This window comes from Tsukamurella serpentis, assembly GCF_054780975.1.
In genome coordinates, this window is sequence record NZ_BAAGVH010000002.1 from 946,645 (window position 1) to 969,111 (window position 22,467).

Consider the following 22,467-nt stretch of genomic DNA (forward strand, 5'->3'; position numbering starts at 1 on the left):
TACCGTGCCTACCGGTCCGCGATGTCCGAACGCCGTGCGGCGGTGCGCCGGGCGCCGATCGGCACGATGCACGGCCGGCCGGGCGAGACCGGATCGTCGATCACCGTCGAGCTGAGACCGAAGACCTCGCTGAGCATCTGCTCGCTGATGATCTCCGACGGGGTGCCCTGCGCGACCACCGCACCGTCGCGCATGGCGATCAGGTGGTCGGAGTAACGGATCGCCAGGTTCAGGTCGTGCAGAACCATGACGATGGTGCGGCCCTGACTGCGCAGCTCGTCCACCAGATCCAGCACGTCGAGCGCGTGCGAGAGGTCCAGGAAGGTGGTGGGCTCGTCGAGGAGCAGCAGGTCGGTGCCCTGGGCGAGGGTCATCGAGATCCACACCCGCTGCCGCTGCCCGCCGGAGAGCGAATCGACCGGCCGGTCCGCCAGATCCCGCACCCCGGTCTGCGCCAGCGCCGCGTCGACCACGTCGGCGTCGTCGGAACTCCACTGCCGCAGCCAGGACTGGTGCGGGTGGCGCCCGCGGGCGACCAGATCGCCCACGGTCAACCCCTCGGGGGCCTGCGGGCTCTGCGGCAGGAGACCCATGGTGGTGGCGATCTGCTTGGACTTGAGAGTGGCGATGTCCACCCCGTCGAGCACCACCTGCCCGGACGACGGCTTGATCAGCCGGGCCAGCGTGCGCAGCAAGGTCGACTTACCGCAGCCGTTGGGCCCGATGATCGTGGTGACCACACCGGTCGGGATCTGAAGATCCAACTCGTCGAGGATGGTGACGTGCCCGTAACCCGACGAGACGGACTTCGCTCCCAGGCGCGACGGTGCCGTCCGACCGGACTCCGCCGGTGCGGACCCGCCGGACTGCGCCGGTGTGCTCGCGGTGCTGGTGACGGTCGGGTTCACTTGGCCCCCTTGAGGTTCTGACGGACGAGCAGGTACACGAGGAACGGGCCGCCGACGGCTGCGGTGATGATGCCCACCGGCAGTGAGACCGGGAAGGCGGTGCGCGCGATCAGATCGGCGCAGACCAGCAGGGCGGCACCCATCAGAGCGGACGGGATCAGCGGCGGGGTCGGCAGGCGCGTCAGCCGCATCGCCAGCTGCGGAGAGACGAAGGCGACGAAGGAGATCGGCCCGGCCGCGGAGACACCTGCCGCGGCCAGCAGCACCGCCGCGATCAGCAGGACCGCACGGGTGAGCCCCAGCCGGACACCGAGACCGAGCGCCACGTCGTCGCCGAGCTGGACCGCGCGCAACGCGAATGCGCCGAGCACGGCGAGCCCGAACGCGGGCACCGCGATGACCATGGCCGATCGCACATCACCCCAGTCGCGGCCCTCCAGTGAGCCGACCAGCCAGGCCTGCGCACGGGCGACATCCCGGATATCGGCGCGCACCAGCATCCAGTCGATCAGGGCCCGCATGAGGGCGGTGATGGCGATACCGACCAGGATCAGCCGGATGCCGTCCACGCCGCCGCGCACCGCGAGCAGGTACACCACGGCGCCGGTCGCCAGGCCGCCGGCCAGCGCGACCAGCGGTAGACCGTAGTCGTTGTTGAGGGTCGCCGCGAGGGTGCCGGTGGAGGTCACCAGGAAGACCGCGGCCACCCCGGCGCCGGCGGTGATGCCCAGGATGTCCGGACTGGCCAGGGCGTTGCGGGCGATGGACTGAACGATCGCGCCGGACATGCCCAACGCCGCTCCGACCACCACGCCGACCAGGGCCCGCGGCATCCGCAGGTCCATCACGATGAACTGCGTGGTCGAATCACCCTGCCCGGCGATGGCACCCAACACCTCACCGAACGACAGTGGGAACTCGCCGATCCGGATGCTCGCGCACATGGCGACGAAGGCGACCACCGCGAGCAGTCCGGTCACCGCGACCGGCCACGGCCGCCAGACGAACGAGACCACGTTGCCGAAACGCACTCCGGGCCGGATCGGGGGAAGGGAGGACTCCCCGGCGGACGCGCCGGCTCCCTCCGGCCCCTGCACCGTGGTACTCACACTCGCACCGCCTTCCGCCACCAGACCAGACCGACGAAGAACGGCGCACCGATCATCGCGATCACGATTCCCACCTCGAGCTCGCCCGGCCGGGCCACCACCCGCCCGACGATGTCGGCGGCGAGCAGCAGCAGTGCACCCATCAGCGCCGAGGCCGGCAACAGCCAGCGGTAGTCCGGGCCGGTGAAGTAACGCACGATGTGCGGGACCATCAGGCCGAGGAACGAGATGCTGCCGCAGGCCGCGGTCGCCGCGCCCACCAGTACCGTCACCGCGATCACGCCGACGGTGCGGGAGAGGTTGACGTTCAGTCCCAGCCCCTTGGCCACGTCGTCGCCCATGTTCAGCAGGTTCACCGCCGGACCGTTGGACAGTGCGAGGATCGCGCCGACCACGATGAACGGGGTCACCACGGCGATCACGTCGAAGCCGCGGCCGACCACTGCGCCGGCGTTCCAGAAGCGCAGGGTGTCCAGTGAGGCGCTGTCGCTCAGGGCGACCGCCGAGGTCATCGAGCTCAGGAACATCGCCACTCCGGTACCGGCGAGGACCAGCGTCAGGGGTGAGGCCGCACCTCGACCCACACTGGAGAGTCCGAACACCACCACCGCTGCGATCGCGGCGCCGGCGAAGGCGAACCACACGTACTGGATCGGGGCGGTGAGGCCGCCGAGGAAGGTCGCGCAGACCACTGCGAAGGCCGCGCCCTGCGTGATGCCCAGAATGCCCGGATCGGCGATCGGATTGCGGGTGTGCCCCTGGATCAGGGCCCCGGCCAGGGCCAGTGCGCCACCGGCCAGCAGCGCGAGCAGAGTCCGCGGTACGCGCAGCGTCTGGACGATGATCGCAGCCTCGTTGAGCTGGGGATTCTCCGGATTCGGACCGGTGGTGTACCGGTAGCTCAGACCCGCCCACACATCCGCCGGCGCCAGGCTCCGCGAGCCGATCGCGAGCGAGGCGATCACGGTCAGCAGCAGCAGCACGAGCAGCAGGACCAGGCCGACGATGCGGCGGTTGCGGCGCGCCGTGCCGGCGTGCGGTTCCGGCCCGGCGGGCGGACCCCCTCCCGCGGCGGCCTTCTGGGTCGAGATGACAGTCACCCCCTAATGATAGGCTGCCCTTCCTCACTAGGAAGGATCGGTATGCGTCTGGCAACCTCGGTGATCGCACTCCTGTTGGCCGTCACTCTGACGGCCTGCTCGTCCTCGGGCGACGGCTCCTCATCCGCCGACGGCTCGTCGCAGACCCCGAAACGGGTCGCCGCACTGGGCCTCGGCGACGTGGACACCCTGCTCGCGCTCGGCATCGAACCGGTGCTGGTGGCGCCGTGGGCCAAGGACGCCGTGGAGCCGGTCGGCGAATGGGCCAAGCCCCTGCTCAAGAGCAAGCCGCAGATGGTGCTCGGCACCAGCACCGAGGTCGACACCAAGGCGCTGGAGAAGCTCGCGGCCACCAAACCCGACGTCATCGTCGCGGTGAACTCCGGTTTCAACGACGCCACCTACCAGCGGCTGGAGGCGATCGCACCGGTGGTGCGCCGGCCGGCGAAGTTCGAGGCGTGGAGCGTGCCCTGGGAGGAGCAGGTGCGAGCCATCTCGGCCGGTGTGAGCAAGGCGGCCGAGGGCGATGCTCTGATCGCCAAGACCAACGAGACGATCAACCGGACCAAGGCCCAGTACCCGCAGTTCCAGGGCCGGACCGGCGCCAGCATCCTGCCCAAGTCCGACGGCGGGTTCTACGTGTACTCCACCGGCGACGGCCGCGGCCAGGTGCTCCAGCTGCTCGGATTCACCCTGCCGGAGAGCGTCTCGAAGCTGATCCCGGCCGGCAAGTTCTTCGCCGAGATCTCCGCCGAGAACCTGTCCGTCCTGGACCTGGACATGCTGGTGTACCTCGACTACGGGACCAAGGTCAGCGAGGACACCGCGTTCCGTTCGCTCAAGGTCAGCCGGGACAAGCGCGTGGCGACCATCGATCAGAACCTGGGCAACGCCATGTCGATGCCGAACCCGGTGACTCTGGAATGGGTGCTCAAGACGCTGCCGCCGAAGCTCCCCGCCTGACCGGCGGGTCAGCGTTTCGCGAGGTACATGCGGGTGGGTTCGGTGCGCCCGCGCAGCAGGTCGACGGGGCCGGTGCGCCAGCGCACGCATTCGCGGGGGTCGGCCGCCGCGACCGCTGCGGCTGAGGCCCAGGGCACCGTCGGATCGGCTTTGGCGTAGCTGGAGATCCGCGCGGCCTCGTTGACCGGGTCGCCGATCACCGTGTACTCGAAGCGGTCCGCGGCGCCCACGTAACCGGCTACCACCACGCCGTGCGTGACTCCGCACCCGGCCTGCACCTCGGGGACCTCCACCGCGAGCCGTCGCATCGTCGCCCGGGCGGCGGCCAGCGCCGCACCGGCCGGATCGGGCAGCGGCGACGGAGCCCCGAACACGGCGAGAACGGCGTCGCCCTCGAACTTGTTGACCAGTCCGCCGCGGCTGTTGACCTCCTCGACCACCACCGCGCACAGCCGGTTGAGGATCTCCACCACCTCACCGGCCGGACGCTGCGCGGCCAGCGCCGTCGATCCGATCACGTCGATGAACACCACCCCGACGACCTGCTCAACCCCGCCGAGCTCCGGCTCCCGCGCGATGGTTGCCCGCGCGACCTGCTCGCCCACCTGCCGGGCGTAGAGGTCACGAACCCGTTCGCGTTCGCGCAGCCCCGCCGCCATGGCGTTGAACCCCGATTGCAGATCACCCAGGGTGGTGCCGTCGTAGACCACCACCTCGGTGTCGTACCGCCCGTCGGAGACCCTGCGCATCGCGTCCCGGACACTGCGCACCGGCGCCGAGATCCGGGCCACGCCCAGGAGGTTCAGCGCGATTCCGGAGACGATGCCGCCTCCGGCCACCGCGCAGATGCTGATCGCCACACCCTGCACCGACGACCGGGACGGGTCGGCGATCGCGAACAGGCCGAGCATCACCACCCCGGCCGCGGGCAGGCCCGAGCCGAGGAACCACAGCCACAGCGAACGGGCGGACAGATTCTGGTGCTTGGGGGTCGGACGGTTGGTCTGCAGGACGATCGCGGTCACCGGCCGCAGGCTGAACTCGGCCAGTACGTGCGAGGCGCCGGAGGTCACCAATCCGACGCCGGACAGCACCAGCACCACCTTGATCACCAGGTGCGGATCGTTGATGCCGTACGCGAAGCCGAACAGCGCCGCGGCCGCACCCCAGTTGAGCAGCTGGAACCGGAAGATCCGACGCGGCAGCATCAGGGTCCGGCGGGCCTGGTCGGGGGTCGGCGGGGCGTCCGTACCGGACCAGTGCAGGGCCCGGTGCACCACGATCCCGGCGTACAGGAACCCCAGGACGGTCCCCGCGACCAGATAGGACGGCACCCACACCGTGTTCACCGTGTGCAGGTCCGGTTGCAGTACCGACGGCTCGGGCAGGCCGACCAGGATCAGCATCGCCGCGTATCCGGCACCGAGGATCGTCGCGATGGCGGTACCACCGCTGAGCAGCAGGACGGTGCGCATCCGGCGTTCACGCGCCCCCGCCGTCCGAGTGCCGAGCAGTGGCGACCCGTAGTCGCTACCGCTGCCGCTGCCCTCCCCCGACGCGGCCCGCCCGCGCGGCATCAGAGCGCCGCGGCCTCGCGGGCGATCGCGAGCTCCTCATTGGTCGGTACCACCAGCACGGCGACCGGCGCGTCCTCCGGTGAGATGCGGGTGGGCTCGGTGACCCGGCCGGTATTGCGATGCGGGTCGACGACGATGCCGAAGCCCTCCAGCCCGGCCAGGGCGTCGGCGCGCACCTGAGCCGAGTTCTCCCCGACCCCGGCGGTGAAGGTGATCGCATCGGTCCGGCCCAGATCCACCAGGTACGCGCCGATGTAACGGCGCAGCCGGTGGATGAACACCGCGTAGGCCAGTTGCGCGTCCGGATCACCCTGCTCGATCAGTGCACCGAGCGCGCGGAAGTCGTTCTCCCCGGCGAGTCCCTTGAGCCCGGAGTTCCGGTTGAGCAGGGTGTCGATCTCGTCGACTCCCATTCCGAGTCCGCGGGCGAGGTGCAGCACCAGGCCCGGGTCGATATCACCGGACCGGGTACCCATGACCAGGCCCTCCAGCGGGGTCAGGCCCATGGAGGTGTCCACCGCGCGGCCACCGCGTACCGCCGAGGCGGAGGCGCCGTTGCCCAGGTGCAGCACGATCTGGTTCACCTCGTCGCCGGGCCGGCCGAGGAACTGCGCGACCTGCTGCGAGACGTACTGGTGCGAGGTGCCGTGGAAGCCGTACCGGCGGATCGAGTGCTCGCGGGCCAGTTCCCGGTCGATGGCGTAGATGGCGGCCGCGGCCGGCAGGTCGAAGAAGAACGCGGTGTCGAACACGGCGACCTGTTTGACCTGCGGTAGCAGCTCCCGCGCCACCTCGATGCCCTGCGCGTTCGCCGGATTGTGCAGCGGCGCGAGCGAACTCAGTCGCCGGATCTCGGCCAGGACGGCGTCGTCGATCAGGGTCGGGGCGTGGAACGAGCGTCCGCCGTGCACCACACGGTGTCCGACGGCGGCGATCCCGTCCGCGGTACCGGCACCGTCGGCCAGGTCCAGGCCCTGGTCGGCGAACTCGTCGAAGACCATGCGCAGCGCGGCCTTGTGGTCGGGCACGTCGGTCTCGCCGATCCGCTCCACGATGCCGCCGTGCACCACCACTCCGGTGTCCGGGTGCAGCAGTTGGTACTTCAGCGACGACGAGCCGGAGTTCAGGACGAGGACCGTCCCCGCTGTACCGGTCACCGATCGCTCCTCTCGGCCGCGAAGCCCTGCGCCTGGATGGCGGTGATCGCGACGGTGTTGACGATGTCCTCGACCAGCGCGCCCCGCGAGAGGTCGTTGATCGGGGCGTTGAGGCCCTGCAGCACCGGGCCGATCGCGATGGCACCCGCCGACCGCTGCACCGCCTTGTAGGTGTTGTTGCCGGTGTTGAGGTCCGGGAAGACCAGGACCGTGGCCCGTCCGGCGACGTCCGAGCCGGGCATCTTGGCGTCGCCGACACCCGGGTCGACCGCCGCGTCGTACTGGATCGGCCCCTCCACCAGCAGCTGCGGTGCGCGTTCGCGGACCAGGGCGGTCGCGGCGCGCACCTTGTCGACGTCGGCGCCGCTGCCGGACTCACCGGTCGAGTAGGACAGCATCGCCACCCGCGGTTCGATCCCGAACTGGGAGGCGGTCTCGGCGGAGGAGATGGCGATATCGGCGAGCTGGGTGTCCGTCGGATCGGGGACGACGGCGCAGTCGCCGTACGAGAGCACCTTGTCGGCCAGGCACATCAGGAAGATCGAGGACACGGTGGAGACGCCCGGCTTGGTCTTGATGATCTCGAACGACGGCCGGATGGTGTGCGCGGTGGTGTGCATAGCGCCGGACACCATGCCGTCGGCCATCCCCAGGTGCACCATGAGCGTGCCGAAGTAGCTGACGTCGACCACCGTCTCGGCGGCCCGTTCGAGTGTCATGCCCTTGTGCTTGCGCAGCTCGTAATAGGTCTGCGCGAACTTCTCGATCAGGTCCGGGGAGCGTTTCGGATCGATCACCGCGGTCTCGCCCAGGTCCACACCGAGTTCGGCGGCGCGGGCCCGCACCCGTGACTCCTGGCCCAGGATGGTCAGGTCGGCGACCTCGCGTTGCAGCAGCCGGCCCGCGGCGCGCAGGATCCGGTCGTCGGCGCCCTCGGGCAGCACGATCCGTTTGCGGTCGGCGCGGGCGCGGGCGATCAGGTCGTACTCGAACATCTGCGGCGTCACCACACCCGGGTTCGACACCTGCAGCGCTTCGAGCAGGTCGGCCGAGACCACGTGCTTCTCGGTGAGCGCGATCGCCAGATCGACCTTGCGGTCCGAGCCCGGGCCGACGCGGCCGCGCGTGGTGGCAGCGATCCGCGCGGTCTCGTAGGTTCCGTGTTCGACGGCGATGATCGGCACGTTCGGCTTGAGACCGTCGACCAGCGCGGCGGTCATCGGATGCGGTGCGTAACCGCCGTTGAGCACGATCCCGGCCAGCGAGGGGAAACCGTCGGCGCGGTGCGCGGTCACCATCGCCAGCAGCACCTCGGAGCGGTCACCCGGCGCGATCACCGCGACGCCCTCGGTGAGCCGTTCCAGGCTGTGCTCGGCGGTCATACCGGCCACGAGCACCTCCATCGCCTCGCGGGAGAGCAGTTCGGGATCGCCCCACAGCAGTCGTCCGTCCAGTGCGTCCATCAACTCCCCCATGGTGGGGGCGGTGAGCACCGGCTCCTCCGGGAGCACCCACACCGGGACGCCGGTGGCGCTCTCGAGTGCCGAGCCCACCTCGTCGAGCAGGTTCGGCGCGCACCGGTTGGCGATCACCGCGACCGTCTGGGCGTGGTTCGCCTTGATCTCGGCGATGCACTGCTCGGCCACCGAGACCACCTGCTCCGGGCTCCGGTCGAGGGCCTTGACGGCGAGCAGGATCGACGCCCCGAGGTTCGCCGCGATCCGGGCGTTGAAGGACAACTCCGTCGGGGTGGTGACGTCGGTGTAGTCCGACCCCAGGATCAGCACGAAGTCGCACTTGGCCGCGACGGCGTGGAACCGGTCCACGATCTGCGCGATCGCGGCGTCCGGATCGCGGTGCACCTGCTCGTAGCTCACCCCGACGCACTCGTCGTAGTCCAGGTCGGCGGTGGACTGCTCGATGAGCAGTTCCAGGATGTAGTCCTTGTGCTCGCCGGTCGAGCGCGGGATCGGCCGGAACACCCCGATCGTCCACCCGGTGGAGGTGAGCAGGTTCATCGCACCCAACGCGATGGTGGACTTTCCGGTGTCCCCTTCCGGGGAGGCGATGTAGATGCTGCTCGTCTTGGGACTCGCGACCATGCCATCCACTATGGCATTGCGCCGGTGACGGCGCCTCGGCGCGCCCGCTCGCCGGACCGATGCGCTAGGCGAGCGCGCGCAGCCGGGGCTCGAGGTCGCGCTGGAAGTTGTCGAGGAATCGCCGCTGGTCGTGCCCGGGGGCGTGGAAGACGAGGTGGTTCATGCCCGCGTCCACGTACTGTTTGACGGCGGCGACGGCCTGGTCCGGATCGGAGGCGACGATCCACCGCTCGGCCACCTGCTCGATGGGCAGCTCGTCCGCGAGACGCTCCATCTCCGCGGCGCTGTCCACCGAGTGCTTCTGTTCGGCGGTCAGCGACAGCGGAGCCCAGAAGCGGGTGTTCTCCAGCGCGAGGTCCGGGTCCGGGTCGTAGCTGATCTTGATCTCGATCATCTTGTCCAGAGCGGCGAAGTCGCGGCCGGCGATGCCCGCGCCCTCCTGGGCGGCGGGGATCAGCTTGTCGGTGTAGAGCTCCATACCCTTACCGGAGGTGCAGATCATGCCGTCGCCCACCCGCCCGGCGTACTTGGCGACGACCGGCCCGCCGGCGGCGATGTAGACGGGGACGGGCCGCTCCGGGATGTCGAACAGGACGGCGTCCTTGGTGCTGTAGTAGTCACCGTCGAAGTTCGTGAGTTCGCCGGACCACAGGGCTCGCATCAGGCGAACGGACTCACGCAGCCGGGCGAACCGCTCCTTGAACTCGGGCCACGGTCCCTGGAAGCCGGTGGCGTACTCGTTGAGCGCCTCGCCGGTGCCGGCGCCGAGGAAGATCCGGTCCGGGTACATGCAGGCCATGGTGGCGAAGGCCTGCGCGACGACGGCGGGGTTGTAGCGGAAGGTGGGCGTCATCACCGAGGTGCCGATCGTGACCCGTTCGGTGCGCTCACCGACCGCGGCCATCCAGGCCAGCGAGAACGGGGCGTGGCCCCCGTTGACGCGCCAGGGCTGGAAGTGATCGCTGACGGCGACCGAGTCCATTCCGGCCCGCTCGGCCTCGACGGCGATCTCCACCAGCTCGCGCGGGTCGAACTGTTCCGCTGACGCCTTGTATCCCAGCTGCAACTTCGCCATGGATTCACCCTACGGTGCCGGGCCGACGGCCTGCCGAACCAGAACCCGGAGGCCGGCCCGGCGGGCGGGTCGGGGAGCCGGGGCTAAGGAGCCGGGGCGGCCACCGGATCGTCGGAGCGGGAGGCGCCGTACTCGGTCTCGAAGACGCGGCCGTTCTGCGACATCACCAACCCGCCGGTGCTCGCGACGATGGCGTCGGTGCGGGGGTCCTCCTTGTCGACGCCGCCGTAGACCTGCGACTCCTGGGTGTCGTTGAAGCCGTCACCGCGTTCGGGACCGCGCACCAGCGCGTAGGAGCGGGCGGCGATGGCCTGCGCCTGCAGGGCCGCGACCCCGCCCTGGTCGGCCCACCCGGCCGAGCTCTCCACCGGCACCACCGAGCGTACGTAGTCCTCGAGTCCGACCACGTTGAGCACCTTGCCCCCGCGGGAGGCCAGGCTGCCGCGGTAGCCGGCGTTGTCACTGCAGAACCGCAGCACCTGGTTCGGCGCCTGGGACTGGTCGGCACGCGGCGGGTTGACGGTGCCGTCGGGCACCTGCCGGGTCTCGACCACCGGCCCGCCGCAACCGGCGCGCACCGTCGCCGTGGTCCCGTCGATGCTGACCGCCTGACCGGGCGCGACCTGAGTCCCCCCGACCACTGCACCGGCCGGGGCCAGCACGTCCACGGCGTTGCGCTGGGTCAGTTGAACGGTGACCGGCAGGCCGGTGTGCACCGAGCCGAGGGTGGTGCCCGGGTAGTACCGGTCCAGGATCTGCTGCACCGTCCATCCCTGCTTGGAGTACTGGTAGGCGCCGAGCTGACTGAGCCCCCGCCCGTGGCCGCCGGCCGCGCCGGGCGCGGTGTTGCCCACATTGGCCTCGTCGACCAGTTTCGGGTCGTTCGCACCGGGGCCGGGCTGTTCCCAGTTCAGGCCGGCGGCGACCAGCAGTGCGGGTACGACGGTGACCGCCGCAGCGCGAGCGGCGCGCCTTCGCCCGGAGCGGCGGGGGCCGCCGTCGATCCACACGGGCATCGGAAGGCTCCTTCGATCGGTGGCTGCGGACAGTTCGGACGCGATGGCCGGAACTGCGTCGGAACTGTTACAGATGTGACTGTAGTTGTTATTGAGGTTCGTGTACATCGCGCGGATTGTCAAGAAGCTGCCGCTTCAGGTGGACATGAACCGAACTTCAGGTCCTAGCCTTATATGCATGAGCATGGAATCAGTTGCATGGAACACGTTGTACCGCGGCACGCATGCCCCGGACGCTCCTGCTCAGCGCCCCAGCCGGACGCTGCGCCGGATGGGACCGTTCGCCCGGCCGCACCGCTGGCGGCTGACCGGGTTCCTGGTGCTCTCGGTGCTGTCCGCACTGCTCGCGGTGGCCACCCCGCTGCTCGCCGGCCGGGTGGTCGACCGGATCGTGGGCGGCGGACCGACCGGCACCGTCGTCGAACTGGCTCTGCTGATCGCGGCGATCGCGCTGGTCGGAGCCGGGGTCGATCTGCTCTCGCGCTGGCTGTCCGCCCGGATCGGGGAGGGTCTGATCTACCAATTGCGCACCGCCGTGTTCGACCACGTCCAGACGATGCCGGTGGCCTTCTTCACCCGCACCCGCACCGGAGCGCTGGTCTCGCGGCTCAACAACGACGTGCTCGGCGCCCAGCGGGCGTTCTCCGACACCCTCGCGGGAGTGGTGACCAACGTGGTGACGCTGCTGCTCACGCTCGGTGTGATGCTGAGCATCTCCTGGCGGATCACCCTGCTCGCCCTGGTGCTGCTACCGGTGTTCATCATCCCGTCGCGCACCATGGGCCGCAGGATCGCCGCGCTGTCGCGGCGCGCGGCCCGGCACAACGCCTCGATGGGCGATCAGATGACCGAGCGGTTCTCCGCGCCCGGCGCGACGCTGGTCAAACTGTACGGCCGCCCGGAGATCGAATCGCGCGAGTTCGCCTGGCGCGCTGGTGCGGTGCGCGACATCGGAGTGCGCACCGCGATGGCCCGGATGACCTTCGTGACCATGCTGACGCTGGTGAGCTCCCTGGCGCTGGCCCTGGTCTACGGTCTCGGCGGCTACTACGCGATCCGCGGCGAGCTGCAGGCCGGCGCGGTGGTGGCCCTGGCACTGCTGCTCACCCGGCTGTACATGCCGCTGACCGCGTTGGCCAACGCCCGGGTGGAGGTGATGACGGCGCTGGTCTCGTTCGAGCGGGTCTTCGAGGTGCTCGACCTGGAGCCGATGGTGCGCGACGCCCCCGGCGCCGTCGACGTCACCCACGGCCCCACCGAACTGCGTTTCGACGGTGTCGACTTCGCCTACCCGTCCGCCGACAAGGTCTCACTCGCCTCCCTGGAGGAGGTCGCCCAGCTCGACACCCGCGGCGGTGAGACGGTGCTGCACGACATCTCGTTCACCGCGGAACCGGGATCGATGGTCGCGCTGGTCGGCAGTTCCGGTGCCGGTAAGTCGACGATCGCGCAGCTCGCGACCCGCCTCTACGATCCGGACAGCGGTGCGATCACGCTCAACGGCACCGACCTGCGGCAGATCACCGCGCGCAGCCTGCACCGCACCGTCGGCCTGGTGACGCAGGACGGGCACCTGTTCCACGACTCCATCCGCGCGAACCTACTCCTGGCGAGCCCGGAAGCGACGGAAGACGAGGTCCGCGACGCCCTGCAACGGGCACGACTCGACGAGCTGATCGCGCATCTGCCGGACGGCCTGGACACCGTGGTCGGAGAGCGTGGTTACCGGCTCTCCGGCGGTGAGCGGCAGCGGTTGACCATTGCGCGGCTGCTCCTCGCCCAGCCCTCCGTGGTGATCCTCGACGAGGCGACCGCGCACCTGGATTCGACGTCGGAGGCCGCGGTCCAGGCGGCCCTCGGTGAGGCGCTGGCCGACCGGACGTCGCTGGTGATCGCACACCGGCTGTCCACGATCCGGGCGGCGGATCAGATCCTGGTGCTCGAATCCGGGCGCATCGTCGAACGCGGAACGCACGAGGCACTGCTGGCCAAGGGCGGCCGCTATGCCGAGCTCTACCGCACGCAGTTCGCCGATCAGGCGGCGTGACGTCCGACCACGTGCCCGGCGTGTCTGGCTACCGGGAGAGCCGTGCCCGCCGCAATCGCCGCAGCGCCACCGCCACGCCCAGGACCGCGACCCCGATCACGATCAGGACTGCTCCGATCACCACCGACTGCGGCTGCAACAAGGCCAGGAACCACGACAACGGCGGCCCGGGCAGCCGGTACTCGGCTGCGTCCGGACCGGGCGCGACGCCGGTGAAGGCAGGCGCATCGGGCAGGTTGAGTACCGCGTTCGCACATGTCGGGTAGACCCAGCGCGGACCGCCGCGTTCGACCACGATGCTCAATCGCTGTCCGTCGGTGAAGGAGCTTCCGCAGGACGAGTAATTGTCCGAGAGCGCGCGGATCACCGTCGTCCGCTCCGGGGCCGCGCCGTACATCGACGTCACCCGCACCTGCACATCGACATCGCGGAATCCCACGCGTTGCTTCTCCACGATCCCGTGGATCACGACCCGGCCCGGTGGGATCCGCTCCGAAGGCGACACGGCGCAGGAACACGCGTACGCCGTCCCGCCCGCACCGGGCAGCACCACCGCCACGCCCAGGACCGCGAGCAGCACCGTCAGCGCTGCCGCGGCCCTGCGGATCACGCCGCCTCGCTCCAGGCCGCTTCGGCCTCGGTGAGCTTGTCCGACAGGAACCCGACGGTGACCTGGTAGGCGGCCCAGGACTCGGGAGTGAGTCCGGCGCCGACGACGAAGGCGTGCACCTGGCCGTCGTAGATGTGCACCTCGCTCTCCACACCGGCCCGGTCGAGCGACTCGTGCAGTTCCAGCGAGTCGACCTCCAGCGCCTCCCGGGCGGCGACGATGAGCACGGTGGGTGGGAAGTGCGCGGCGGTGCCGGCGGTGGTCATGTCCTCCGGGCCACTGAGCAGCTCCGGACCACGGCCGAGCACCTTGCGGAGTTTGCGGATCTTGGCCAGCGGCAGCATCGCGTCGTGCCGCGACGACCTCGGCAGCGACGCGCTGATGTCGAGGAACGGCGAGAAACCGGCGAACGCCGTCGGCCGAGGGATCCCGGCCTCGGCGGCGTACTCGATCACCTTCGCGCAGACGAAACCGCCCGCGGAATCACCGGCCACCAGGATCCGGTCGAACTCGCCCGTGTCCAGCAGTTCCCGGTAGGCGGCGAACCCGTCGGCGACCGAGGTGCCGACGCCGCCGTCCGGGTACTGCCGGTACTCGACGTTGAAGACCGGCACCCGCAGGCCGCGCGCCAGCAGCACCGCGATCCGACGGTGCGTGTCCAGGTTGCAGCCGACGAACGCGCCGCCGTGGAAGTAGACCAGCGCGGCCCGTGGGTGGGGGTCGGCGTCACCGTCGGGAACGATCCGCTCGGTCGGCACACCGCCGAGCGTGATCCGCTCGATCCGGACACCGCGCACCGATTGCGGGGCGCGGCTCAGGTACGGCTCCACGGCACGCAGCAGTGGCAGCGTCCGGTCGCTCATCGGGTACAACCGGAACGCGGTCTTCATCACGATTCGCACCAACCACAGCAGAAGCCGGGAACGCAGGCTGGCGCCCCGATGTGCGATGACCGACAACTTGATCACTCCTGGTTACTCGCCGGTAATGGCCTTTTCACAGGATAGCCCTGCCCGTCCGTGCTGCAAGGCGTAGACGACCTGACAGAATCACATTCGCCAATGTTGCGTTCTCACTAGTACCCCGTCGCAGTGAACCGGAGGAAGTCGGCCATCGTGGTCCCGAACGAGATCCCCCTGCAGTACCTGCTCTCGGCGCAGGCCCCCGAGCCGCGCACCCTCATCGACATCCTCCGGGCCACCGTCGATGCCCAACCCGAGGTCCCCGCGATCGACGACGGCGAATCGGTGCTCACCTACTCCGAACTGTGGGACGAGGTGCTCGAAGGCGCCGAGTTCCTCGGCCGCAGCGGCGTCCGGGCCGGCGACCGGGTGGGGGTGCGGATGCCGTCCGGACAGCGATCGCTGTACGTCGCGATCCTGTCGACGCTGGCCGCAGGCGCCGCATACGTCCCGGTCGATGCCGATGACCCGCAGGAACGCGCCGACCTGGTGTTCGGCGAGGCCCAGGCCGCGGCGATCTTTACCGGCGACGGGCTGTGGCGCGCCCCGCAGACCAAGGCTCGCGCCGCGGCGATCGAGGCCGGCTCCGCCGAACCCGGAAACCGGCTGCCCACCCCGGACGACGACGCCTGGATCATCTTCACCTCCGGTTCCACCGGCACCCCGAAGGGTGTGGCCGTCACCCACCGCAACGCCGCGGCCTTCGTCGACGCCGAGGCTCGCCTGTTCCTGCAGGCCGAGCCACTGCGCCCCGGTGACCGGGTGCTGGCCGGACTGTCGGTGGCCTTCGACGCCTCCTGCGAGGAGATGTGGCTGGCGTGGCGGCACGGCGCCGCCCTGGTCCCGGCGCCGCGCTCGCTGGTCCGCTCCGGCATGGACCTCGGTCCGTGGCTGGTCTCCCGGGACATCTCGGTGGTCTCGACGGTGCCCACACTGGCCGCCATGTGGCCTGCCGAGGCCCTCGAAGCGGTCCGGCTGCTGATCTTCGGCGGCGAGGCCTGCCCGCCGGAGCTCGCGCAGCGGCTCGCCGTGGACGGCCGCGAGGTGTGGAACACCTACGGCCCGACCGAGGCCACCGTCGTCGCCTGCGCCGCACCGCTCGACGGTCGTGGCCCGGTCCGGATCGGCCTGCCGCTGCAGGGCTGGGATCTGGCCGTGGTGGATCCGGCGACGGAGCTGCCGGTGGCGGTCGGTGAATCGGGTGAACTGGTGATCGGCGGGGTGGGCCTGGCCCGCTACCTCGATCCGGCGAAGGACGCCGAGAAGTACGCGCCGATGCCCACCCTGGGCTGGGAGCGCGCCTACCGCTCGGGCGATCTGGTCCGCCTGGAACTCGAGGGACTGCTGTTCGAGGGGCGTGCCGACGATCAGGTCAAGGTGGGCGGACGGCGGATCGAGCTGGGCGAGGTCGACAACGCGCTGCAGAACCTGCCGGGCGTCTCCGGTGCCGCGGCCGCGGTGCGCAAGAACTCCGCGGGCACGTCCATGCTGGTCGGCTACCTGGCCTCGACGTCGCCGGACTTCGATCTGAAAGCGGCCCGTGACCTACTCGCCGAGCAATTGCCGGCGGCGCTGGTGCCGCGCCTGGCCCTGGTCGACGAGTTGCCCACCCGCACCTCCGGCAAGGTCGACCGCAATGCGCTGCCGTGGCCGCTCCCCGGCGCCGACGACGCCGATACCGGTGATCTCGCCGGCACCGCCGCGTGGGTCGCCGAACGCTGGTCCGGGATCCTCGGTGCCTCGATCACCACCGAGGACGCCGACTTCTTCGCCGAGGGCGGCGGCTCCCTGAGCGCCGCGCAGCTGGTCACGGCACTGCGCGAGCAGTACCCGTCGGTCACCGTCGCCGATCTGTACGACCATCCCCGGCTCGGCTCGCTGGCTGCTCATCTGGATTCGCTGCGTCCGGCCGAGGTCGCCGAGCCGCGGCATGTGCGGCCCACGCCGTGGACCACGGGGCTGGCGCAGATCCTGCTCTCGGTGCCGCTGACCACGCTGACCGGTCTGCAGTGGCTGACCTGGATGGCTATCGCCAACAACGTCTTCGCCGCGGCCTCCGGCTCGGAACTGCTGCCCACCCTGAACTGGTGGCTGGTGCTGGTGCTGTTCATCGTGTTCATCACCCCGATCGGCCGGATGACGATGTCGGTGATCGCCTGCCGGTTGCTGCTCGGCGGTATCGAACCCGGCGTCTACCGTCGCGGCGGCCCCGAACACCTGCGACTGTGGATCGCTGAACGCTTCACCGCCGCCTCCGGCGCCGAGAACCTCTCCGGTGCACCGTGGATGATCTACTACGCCCGCGGTCTGGGCGCGAAGATCGGCCGCGGTGTGGACCTGCACTCGTTGCCGCCGGTGACCGGCATGCTGGAGTTGGGCGATCATTCCTCGGTCGAGCCCGAGGTCGATCTCGCCGGGCACTACCTCGACGGCGACGAGCTGCACATCGGCGCCATCAGCATCGGTGAGGAGGCCTCCATCGGGGCCCGTTCGACGCTGCTCCCGGGTGCGAAGATCGGGCGCCGCGCCGAAGTGGGACCGGGTTCGGCGGTCTTCGGCAAGGTCAAGGCCAAGCAGCACTGGGCCGGTTCGCCCGCGGAGAAGATCGGCAAGGCCGAGCACCCGTGGCCCGCTGACCGCCCGCCGCGCAAGCCGCACTGGGTGTGGATCTACGGCGTGAGTTCGGTGCTGCTGGCGGGCCTGCCGATGGTCGCGATCGCCGCCGGGCTGGCCTTGATCGGCTGGATCGTGCGCGATGCGACCAATCTCGAGGAAGCGACCCTCCGGGCGCTGCCGGCGCTGCCGATCGCGGTCATCGTCTCGCTGACGGTGTACGCGCTGCTGACGCTGATCGCGGTGCGGCTGCTGGCGATCGGCCTGCGGTCCGGGTACCACGCGGTCCGCAGCCGCGTCGGCTGGCAGGTGTGGGCCACCGAGCGCCTGATGGACGCCGCCCGCACCTTCTTGTTCCCGCTGTACGCCTCGTTGCTCACGCCCATCTGGTTCCGCCTGCTCGGCGCCAAGGTCGGTAAGGACGCCGAGATCTCCACCGCGATGGTCATCCCGAAGTTCGCCAGCATCGGCGACGGTTCCTTCCTCGCCGACGACACCATGGTCGGCAGTTACGAGCTCGGCGGCGGCTGGATGCGCATCGACGAAGCGAAGATCGGCAAACGTGCGTTCCTCGGCAACTCGGGGATGACGGGGCCCGGCCGCCGCGTCCCGAAGGACGGTCTGGTCGCGGTGCTCAGCGCCACCCCGTCGAAGGCCAAGAGTGGCAGTTCCTGGCTGGGTAGCCCGCCGGTGCGCCTGCGCCGCACCGCCGGCAACACCGATTCCACGTTCACCTACAACCCGTCGATGGGTCTGCGGGTGGCCCGCGGCGCCGTCGAGACCGCGCGTCTACTGGCGGTCTTCGTCAGCTTCGGGCTGGGACTGGGCGTACTGGTGGCACTGAACTACTTCGTGATCAATGTGGGCTGGTGGCTCGCGGCGCTGCTCTCCGGCGCCACCCTCCTGGTGGCCGGCGCCTGCGCGTGCTGCCTCGCGGCGGCGGCGAAGTGGCTGGTGGTGGGGCGGATAGGACGTGAGGAGCATCCGCTGTGGAGCTCCTTCGTGTGGCGCAACGAGCTTTCCGACGCCTTCGTCGAGTGCGTGGCCGCGCCGTGGTTCGCGCACGCCGCCACCGGCACTCCGATCCTGAACCTGTGGCTGCGGATGCTGGGAGCGAAGATCGGTCGCGGCGTGTGGTGTGAGACCTACTGGCTGCCGGAGGCCGATCTGGTCACCCTGGGCGACGCCGCAACGGTCTCGCGCGGCTGCGTGGTGCAGACGCACCTGTTCCACGACCGGATCATGGCGATGGACACCGTCGAACTCGGCCGGGGTGCCACGTTGGGCCCGCACTGCGTGGCGCTTCCTGCGGCGTCGGTGGGCGACGGTGCCACCGTCGGCCCGGCGTCGCTGGTGATGCGGGGGGACTCGGTGCCCGCCAACACCAAGTGGCAGGGCAATCCGATCTCGCCGTGGGTGTTCAACCAGGGCAAGCGCAAGCGCGACTGATGACGGGTTCCCAGAACGACGGTCTCTCGGTCACCCCGTTCGAGCCGCACGACGTGGCCGAACTGCTGGTCCTGCAGCGCTGCTGCTGGGTCTCGGAGGCGCTGGCCAACAACAGCCTGGCGATCGCTCCGCTGACCGAGACCCATGACGACATCCTCGCCTGGGCGGCGCACTGGGCCACCTTCGTGATGCGCCTGGACGGCCGGCTGATCGGGGCGGTACGGGGCCGCGCGGAGCCCGGCGGCCGCTGGCACATCGGTCGGGTCATGGTGGCCCCCGATCTCGCCGGGCGCGGACTCGGCTCCGAGCTGATCACGCTGATGGAGACGCTCGCGCCGAAGGGCACGCGCGAGTTCGTCATGTTCACCGGCGCGGGGAGTGAGCGCAACATCCGCACCTACCGGCGTGCCGGGTACGCCGCCTCCGACCCGGTCCCCGATCCCGACGGTGGCCCGGCCACGGTGACGCTCCGCAAACCCGCGCCCTGACCGGCGATCACCCGCGAGCGCCGGTATGGTGACATACCTACCCCAGGCGAAAGGAAGTGCGATCCGTGGTGCGCAAATCGGCGAAGCCGAAGCTCATTGCCGCACCGAATCCGCAGCACGCCCGCGCCGTCGACAGGTACGTGCCCGGTCACGGCAACCCCGGCTACCGTGTCTCGCGCTACGATCTGGACCTCGAGTACAAGGTCCACAGCAACCGGCTGACCGGTAGGGCCGAGATCACCGCGACCGCGTCCGAGCCGCTCAAACGGTTCTCGCTGGACCTCTCCCGCGCGCTCACCGCCTCGAAGATCACGATCAACGGCCGCCGCCCGCAGCGCTATCTGCAGCGCGGCGACAAGCTCGAACTGACCCTCGCGAGCGAGGTGCCGGCCGGCGGAGCGATGACCGTCTCCGTGCGCTACGCCGGCACGCCCCGCCCGATCCGTTCCACCTGGGGTGAGGTCGGCTGGGAGGAACTGACCGAGGGCGTGATCGTGGCATCGCAGCCGAGCGGTGCACCGTCGTGGTTCCCGTGCGACGACCATCCCGCCTCGAAGGCCTCGTACCGCATCTCCATCACCACCGATTCGCCGTACCGGGTGGTGTCCAACGGTGTGCTGGTCTCCCGCAAGGTGGCCGCCGCGCACACCACGTGGGTCTACGAGCAGGCAGCCCCGATGGCCTCGTACCTGGCGACGATCCAGATCGGCAACTACGACCTGATCAAGGTCGCCGATAAGCCGGTGCCGATCAAGGCGGCCCTGCCGCCGCGGTTGAGCGCCGGCTTCGAGCGCAGTTTCCGCAACCAGGAGCGGATCATGCGGGCGTTCACGGAGTGGTTCGGCCCGTACCCGTTCCCGCAGTACACGGTGGTGATCACCGATGACACCCTGGAGATCCCGGTCGAGGCGCAGGGTGTGTCGACGTTCGGAGCGAACCACTGCGACGGCACCCGCGACGCCGAGCGGTTGGTGGCACACGAGCTCGCGCACCAGTGGTTCGGCAATTCGCTGACCCTCACCCGCTGGAAGGACATCTGGCTCCACGAGGGGTTCGCCTGCTACTCGGAGTGGCTGTGGTCGCAGGAGTGCGACGAGGCCACCACCCAGCAGATGGCCACCCGGTACTACGCGAAACTGGCCGCCTCCCCGACGGACATCGTGATCGGTGATCCCGGTCCGGATCTGATGTTCGACGACCGCGTCTACAAGCGCGGCGCACTCACCGTGCACGCGCTGCGCGCCGCGATCGGGGACGCCGCGTTCTTCTCGCTGCTCCGCGAGTGGACCGCGGAGTACGCACACCAGTCGGTGACCACCGAGGACTTCATCACCCTCGCCGCGAAGTACAGCCCGGTCCCGCTGCGCGAGCTGTGGCGCACCTGGCTCTACGAGACGGCGCTGCCCCCACTGCCGGTGCTCACCCTCTCCTGATCCGATCCTGCTCGCCCGTCTGCGAGGCGGTGGAAACTCGTCGTGGGGAGGATGTCGAAACGGGGTCGTCCCGTTCGACGTCTGTACGAGACACGCTCACCACCACACAGATGAAGGACTGATCGATATGCCTCGTTTCATGGGATTCGTACGGATGGCAGAGGGCCCCGAGGTCGGAACGCCGCCCCAGGCGCTCTTCGACGCGATGGACGTCCACATCGCGGAACAGGCGGCGAAGGGCCACTTCCTCGACGGCGGCGGTCTGTACGGCACCGAGGACGCCGTCAACTTCGTCGTCCGCAAGGGCGAGGTCACCCGGGTCGACGGCCCGTACGCCGAGTCCAAGGAGATCGTCGGCGGCTGGGCCCTGCTGCAGTACGACACCGTCGAGGAGGCCGTCGCCGGGCAGGCGGAGTTCGCCGAACTGCACGCCGAACACTGGCCGGAGGTCTCCATGGTCGCCACCCTGCGTCAGATCTCGGAAGGCCCCGAGACGCCGGACGCCTGACACGCCTCGGCGGTGGTCCTACGCTGGTCGAGTGCCAGCCGGGACCACCGCCGACGCCGGGAACGGAGCGAGCGGGTCGAAATCAGCCGAAGCGATCACCGCCACCTGGCGGGCCGAATCCACGCGCCTCGTCGGCGCGCTCACCCGCATGACCCGCAGCATCCAGCTCGCGGAGGACCTTGCGCAGGACGCACTGGTCGCCGCGCTGGAACAGTGGCCGGAGACGGGAGTCCCGAACAACCCGGCCGCGTGGCTCATGACCACCGCGAAGCGCCGCGGCGTCGACTCGATCCGCCGCGCCGAGACCCTGCGCCGCAAGACCGAGGAGATCGGCCGCGGCCTGCGGGAGGACGACGGTATGCCCGACCTCGACGCGCAGGTCGACTTCATCGAGGACGACGCGCTGCGCCTGATCTTCCTGTCCTGCCACCCGGCGCTCACCGCCGAATCCCGGGCTGCCCTCACGCTGCGCGTGGTCGGCGGGCTCACCACCGCCGAGATCGCCCGCGGCTTCCTGGTCCCGGAGAAGACGATGGGCCAGCGCATCTCCCGCGCGAAGAAGACCCTCACCACCTCCCGCGCCGAGTTCGAGCTACCCGTCGGGGAGGACCGGGCGCGCCGGCTCGACGATGTGATGGCCGTGATCTACCTGATCTTCACCGAGGGCTACTCCGCCGCAGCGGGCGACCACTGGATGCGGCCGGATCTGGCCCGCGAGGGCATCCGGCTCGCTCGCATGCTCGCCGAGCTCGCGCCCGACGAGCCCGAGGCCCACGGACTGCAGGCCCTCGTCGAACTGCAGGGCTCCCGCATCGACGCCCGCACCGGCGCCGACGGTGCTCCGGTACTGCTCGACCAGCAGGACCGGGACCGCTGGGACCGCCTCCTGATCCGGCGGGGACTGGCCGCGCTCGGCCGGGCCGAGGACCTCGCCGCCCGCGGGATACCGGTGGGCAGGTACTACCTGCAGGCCGCGATCGCCGCACAGCACGCACGCGCGGCGACGCCCGCCGACACCGATTGGACACGTATCGCCCGCCTGTACGACGCCCTCGCCCAGGCGGCTCCCGGCCCGGTCGTCGAGGTCAATCGGGCTGTGGCGCACGGCCGGGCGTTCGGCCCCGGGGCGGGTCTGACGGTGCTCGACGCCGTGGATCCGGCGACGCTCGGCGACGCTCCGCTCATACCGAGCGTCCGTGGCGACCTCCTGGAGCGTGCCGGACGGCATGCGGAATCGGCGGAGCAGTTCGACGAGGCCGCGCGCCGCACCCGCAACGCGGGCGAACGCGCACTGCTCCTGGGCAGGGCCACGGAGAACCGAACCGGGTGAGGCGCCGCGCCGGTGCGCAT

17 protein-coding genes are annotated in these 22,467 nt (G+C 70.2%); 7 read left to right on the top strand and 10 right to left on the bottom strand.

Features of this window, described 5'->3' with window-relative positions:
* Window positions 1–8: 8 nt before the first annotated feature.
* From ACYVHG_RS06980 to ACYVHG_RS06990, 3 genes are all read right to left on the bottom strand, one after another.
* On the bottom strand, window positions 9–818 hold the full coding sequence (locus ACYVHG_RS06980) for an ABC transporter ATP-binding protein (protein ID WP_461166944.1): 810 nt from the start codon (window positions 816–818) through the stop codon (window positions 9–11).
* Window positions 819–904: 86 nt separating this feature from the next.
* Window positions 905–2,017 carry a FecCD family ABC transporter permease gene (locus ACYVHG_RS06985; protein ID WP_461166675.1) on the bottom strand — a complete coding sequence of 371 codons (1,113 nt, stop codon included), beginning with the start codon at window positions 2,015–2,017 and terminating at the stop codon, window positions 905–907.
* The gene (locus ACYVHG_RS06990; RefSeq protein WP_461166676.1) at window positions 2,014–3,117 is read right to left on the bottom strand and encodes a FecCD family ABC transporter permease; all 1,104 of its coding nucleotides are present in this window, start codon (window positions 3,115–3,117) and stop codon (window positions 2,014–2,016) included. Before ACYVHG_RS06990 ends, ACYVHG_RS06985 begins: the two co-directional genes overlap by 4 nt.
* Window positions 3,118–3,159: 42 nt before the next feature.
* On the opposite strand from ACYVHG_RS06990, the gene ACYVHG_RS06995 reads away from it, so the two are divergent.
* Window positions 3,160–4,080, top strand: coding sequence for an iron-siderophore ABC transporter substrate-binding protein (locus ACYVHG_RS06995; protein ID WP_461166677.1), 921 nt, complete (start codon window positions 3,160–3,162; stop codon window positions 4,078–4,080).
* An 8-nt stretch (window positions 4,081–4,088) separates the two neighbouring features.
* Here ACYVHG_RS06995 and ACYVHG_RS07000 read toward each other — a convergent pair whose 3' ends face one another.
* The 5 genes from ACYVHG_RS07000 to ACYVHG_RS07020 form a co-directional block, all read right to left on the bottom strand.
* Window positions 4,089–5,657, bottom strand: a complete 1,569-nt coding sequence (locus ACYVHG_RS07000; RefSeq protein ID WP_461166678.1) for an adenylate/guanylate cyclase domain-containing protein — start codon at window positions 5,655–5,657, stop codon at window positions 4,089–4,091.
* Window positions 5,657–6,814 (bottom strand): acetate kinase, encoded by a 1,158-nt coding sequence (locus ACYVHG_RS07005; protein ID WP_461166679.1) that lies wholly within the window; start codon window positions 6,812–6,814, stop codon window positions 5,657–5,659. Before ACYVHG_RS07005 ends, ACYVHG_RS07000 begins: the two co-directional genes overlap by 1 nt.
* Entirely contained in the window at window positions 6,811–8,916 is a 2,106-nt protein-coding gene (gene pta / locus ACYVHG_RS07010) for a phosphate acetyltransferase (RefSeq protein WP_461166680.1), read from the bottom strand. Before pta ends, ACYVHG_RS07005 begins: the two co-directional genes overlap by 4 nt.
* 64 nt (window positions 8,917–8,980) lie before the next feature.
* Complete coding sequence (fgd, locus tag ACYVHG_RS07015) at window positions 8,981–9,991, bottom strand: glucose-6-phosphate dehydrogenase (coenzyme-F420) (protein ID WP_461166681.1); 1,011 nt, start codon at window positions 9,989–9,991, stop codon at window positions 8,981–8,983.
* Window positions 9,992–10,074: 83 nt separating this feature from the next.
* Window positions 10,075–11,007 (bottom strand): SpoIID/LytB domain-containing protein, encoded by a 933-nt coding sequence (locus ACYVHG_RS07020; RefSeq protein ID WP_461166682.1) that lies wholly within the window; start codon window positions 11,005–11,007, stop codon window positions 10,075–10,077.
* A gap of 178 nt (window positions 11,008–11,185) precedes the next feature.
* On the opposite strand from ACYVHG_RS07020, the gene ACYVHG_RS07025 reads away from it, so the two are divergent.
* On the top strand, window positions 11,186–13,054 hold the full coding sequence (locus ACYVHG_RS07025; protein WP_461166683.1) for an ABC transporter ATP-binding protein: 1,869 nt from the start codon (window positions 11,186–11,188) through the stop codon (window positions 13,052–13,054).
* 28 nt (window positions 13,055–13,082) lie between these two features.
* On the opposite strand, the gene ACYVHG_RS07030 is transcribed toward ACYVHG_RS07025, so the two are convergent.
* Together ACYVHG_RS07030 and ACYVHG_RS07035 are read right to left on the bottom strand one after the other, a co-directional pair.
* On the bottom strand, window positions 13,083–13,664 hold the full coding sequence (locus tag ACYVHG_RS07030) for a hypothetical protein (protein ID WP_461166684.1): 582 nt from the start codon (window positions 13,662–13,664) through the stop codon (window positions 13,083–13,085).
* Complete coding sequence (locus ACYVHG_RS07035; protein ID WP_461166685.1) at window positions 13,661–14,632, bottom strand: alpha/beta hydrolase; 972 nt, start codon at window positions 14,630–14,632, stop codon at window positions 13,661–13,663. The genes ACYVHG_RS07030 and ACYVHG_RS07035 overlap by 4 nt, the downstream gene beginning before the upstream one ends.
* 147 nt (window positions 14,633–14,779) lie before the next feature.
* Here ACYVHG_RS07035 and ACYVHG_RS07040 point away from each other — a divergent pair, with 147 nt between their 5' ends.
* The 5 genes from ACYVHG_RS07040 (at window position 14,780) to ACYVHG_RS07060 (ending at window position 22,447) form a co-directional block, all read left to right on the top strand.
* Complete coding sequence (locus tag ACYVHG_RS07040; RefSeq protein WP_461166945.1) at window positions 14,780–18,688, top strand: Pls/PosA family non-ribosomal peptide synthetase; 3,909 nt, start codon at window positions 14,780–14,782, stop codon at window positions 18,686–18,688.
* The gene (locus tag ACYVHG_RS07045) at window positions 18,688–19,176 is read left to right on the top strand and encodes a GNAT family N-acetyltransferase (protein ID WP_461166686.1); all 489 of its coding nucleotides are present in this window, start codon (window positions 18,688–18,690) and stop codon (window positions 19,174–19,176) included. The genes ACYVHG_RS07040 and ACYVHG_RS07045 overlap by 1 nt, the downstream gene beginning before the upstream one ends.
* A 56-nt stretch (window positions 19,177–19,232) precedes the next feature.
* Window positions 19,233–20,609, top strand: a complete 1,377-nt coding sequence (locus ACYVHG_RS07050) for a M1 family metallopeptidase (protein WP_461166687.1) — start codon at window positions 19,233–19,235, stop codon at window positions 20,607–20,609.
* 154 nt (window positions 20,610–20,763) lie between these two features.
* Window positions 20,764–21,117: a YciI family protein gene (locus ACYVHG_RS07055; RefSeq protein ID WP_461166688.1), complete on the top strand. Its 354-nt coding sequence runs from the start codon at window positions 20,764–20,766 to the stop codon at window positions 21,115–21,117.
* Window positions 21,118–21,148: 31 nt separating this feature from the next.
* Window positions 21,149–22,447, top strand: coding sequence for an RNA polymerase sigma factor (locus ACYVHG_RS07060; protein WP_461166689.1), 1,299 nt, complete (start codon window positions 21,149–21,151; stop codon window positions 22,445–22,447).
* Window positions 22,448–22,467 lie beyond the last annotated feature (20 nt).

What these genes read in the sequence shown, in the direction of transcription:
- ACYVHG_RS07020 (WP_461166682.1), bottom strand. Translation starts at nt 11,007, where the DNA reads ATGCCCGTGTGGATCGACGGCGGCCCCCGCCGCTCCGGGCGAAGGCGC.
- pta (WP_461166680.1), bottom strand. Translation starts at nt 8,916, where the DNA reads ATGGTCGCGAGTCCCAAGACGAGCAGCATCTACATCGCCTCCCCGGAA.
- fgd (WP_461166681.1), bottom strand. Translation starts at nt 9,991, where the DNA reads ATGGCGAAGTTGCAGCTGGGATACAAGGCGTCAGCGGAACAGTTCGAC.
- ACYVHG_RS07045 (WP_461166686.1), top strand. Translation starts at nt 18,688, where the DNA reads ATGACGGGTTCCCAGAACGACGGTCTCTCGGTCACCCCGTTCGAGCCG.
- ACYVHG_RS07000 (WP_461166678.1), bottom strand. Translation starts at nt 5,657, where the DNA reads ATGCCGCGCGGGCGGGCCGCGTCGGGGGAGGGCAGCGGCAGCGGTAGC.
- ACYVHG_RS07055 (WP_461166688.1), top strand. Translation starts at nt 20,764, where the DNA reads ATGGCAGAGGGCCCCGAGGTCGGAACGCCGCCCCAGGCGCTCTTCGAC.
- ACYVHG_RS06995 (WP_461166677.1), top strand. Translation starts at nt 3,160, where the DNA reads ATGCGTCTGGCAACCTCGGTGATCGCACTCCTGTTGGCCGTCACTCTG.
- ACYVHG_RS07025 (WP_461166683.1), top strand. Translation starts at nt 11,186, where the DNA reads ATGAGCATGGAATCAGTTGCATGGAACACGTTGTACCGCGGCACGCAT.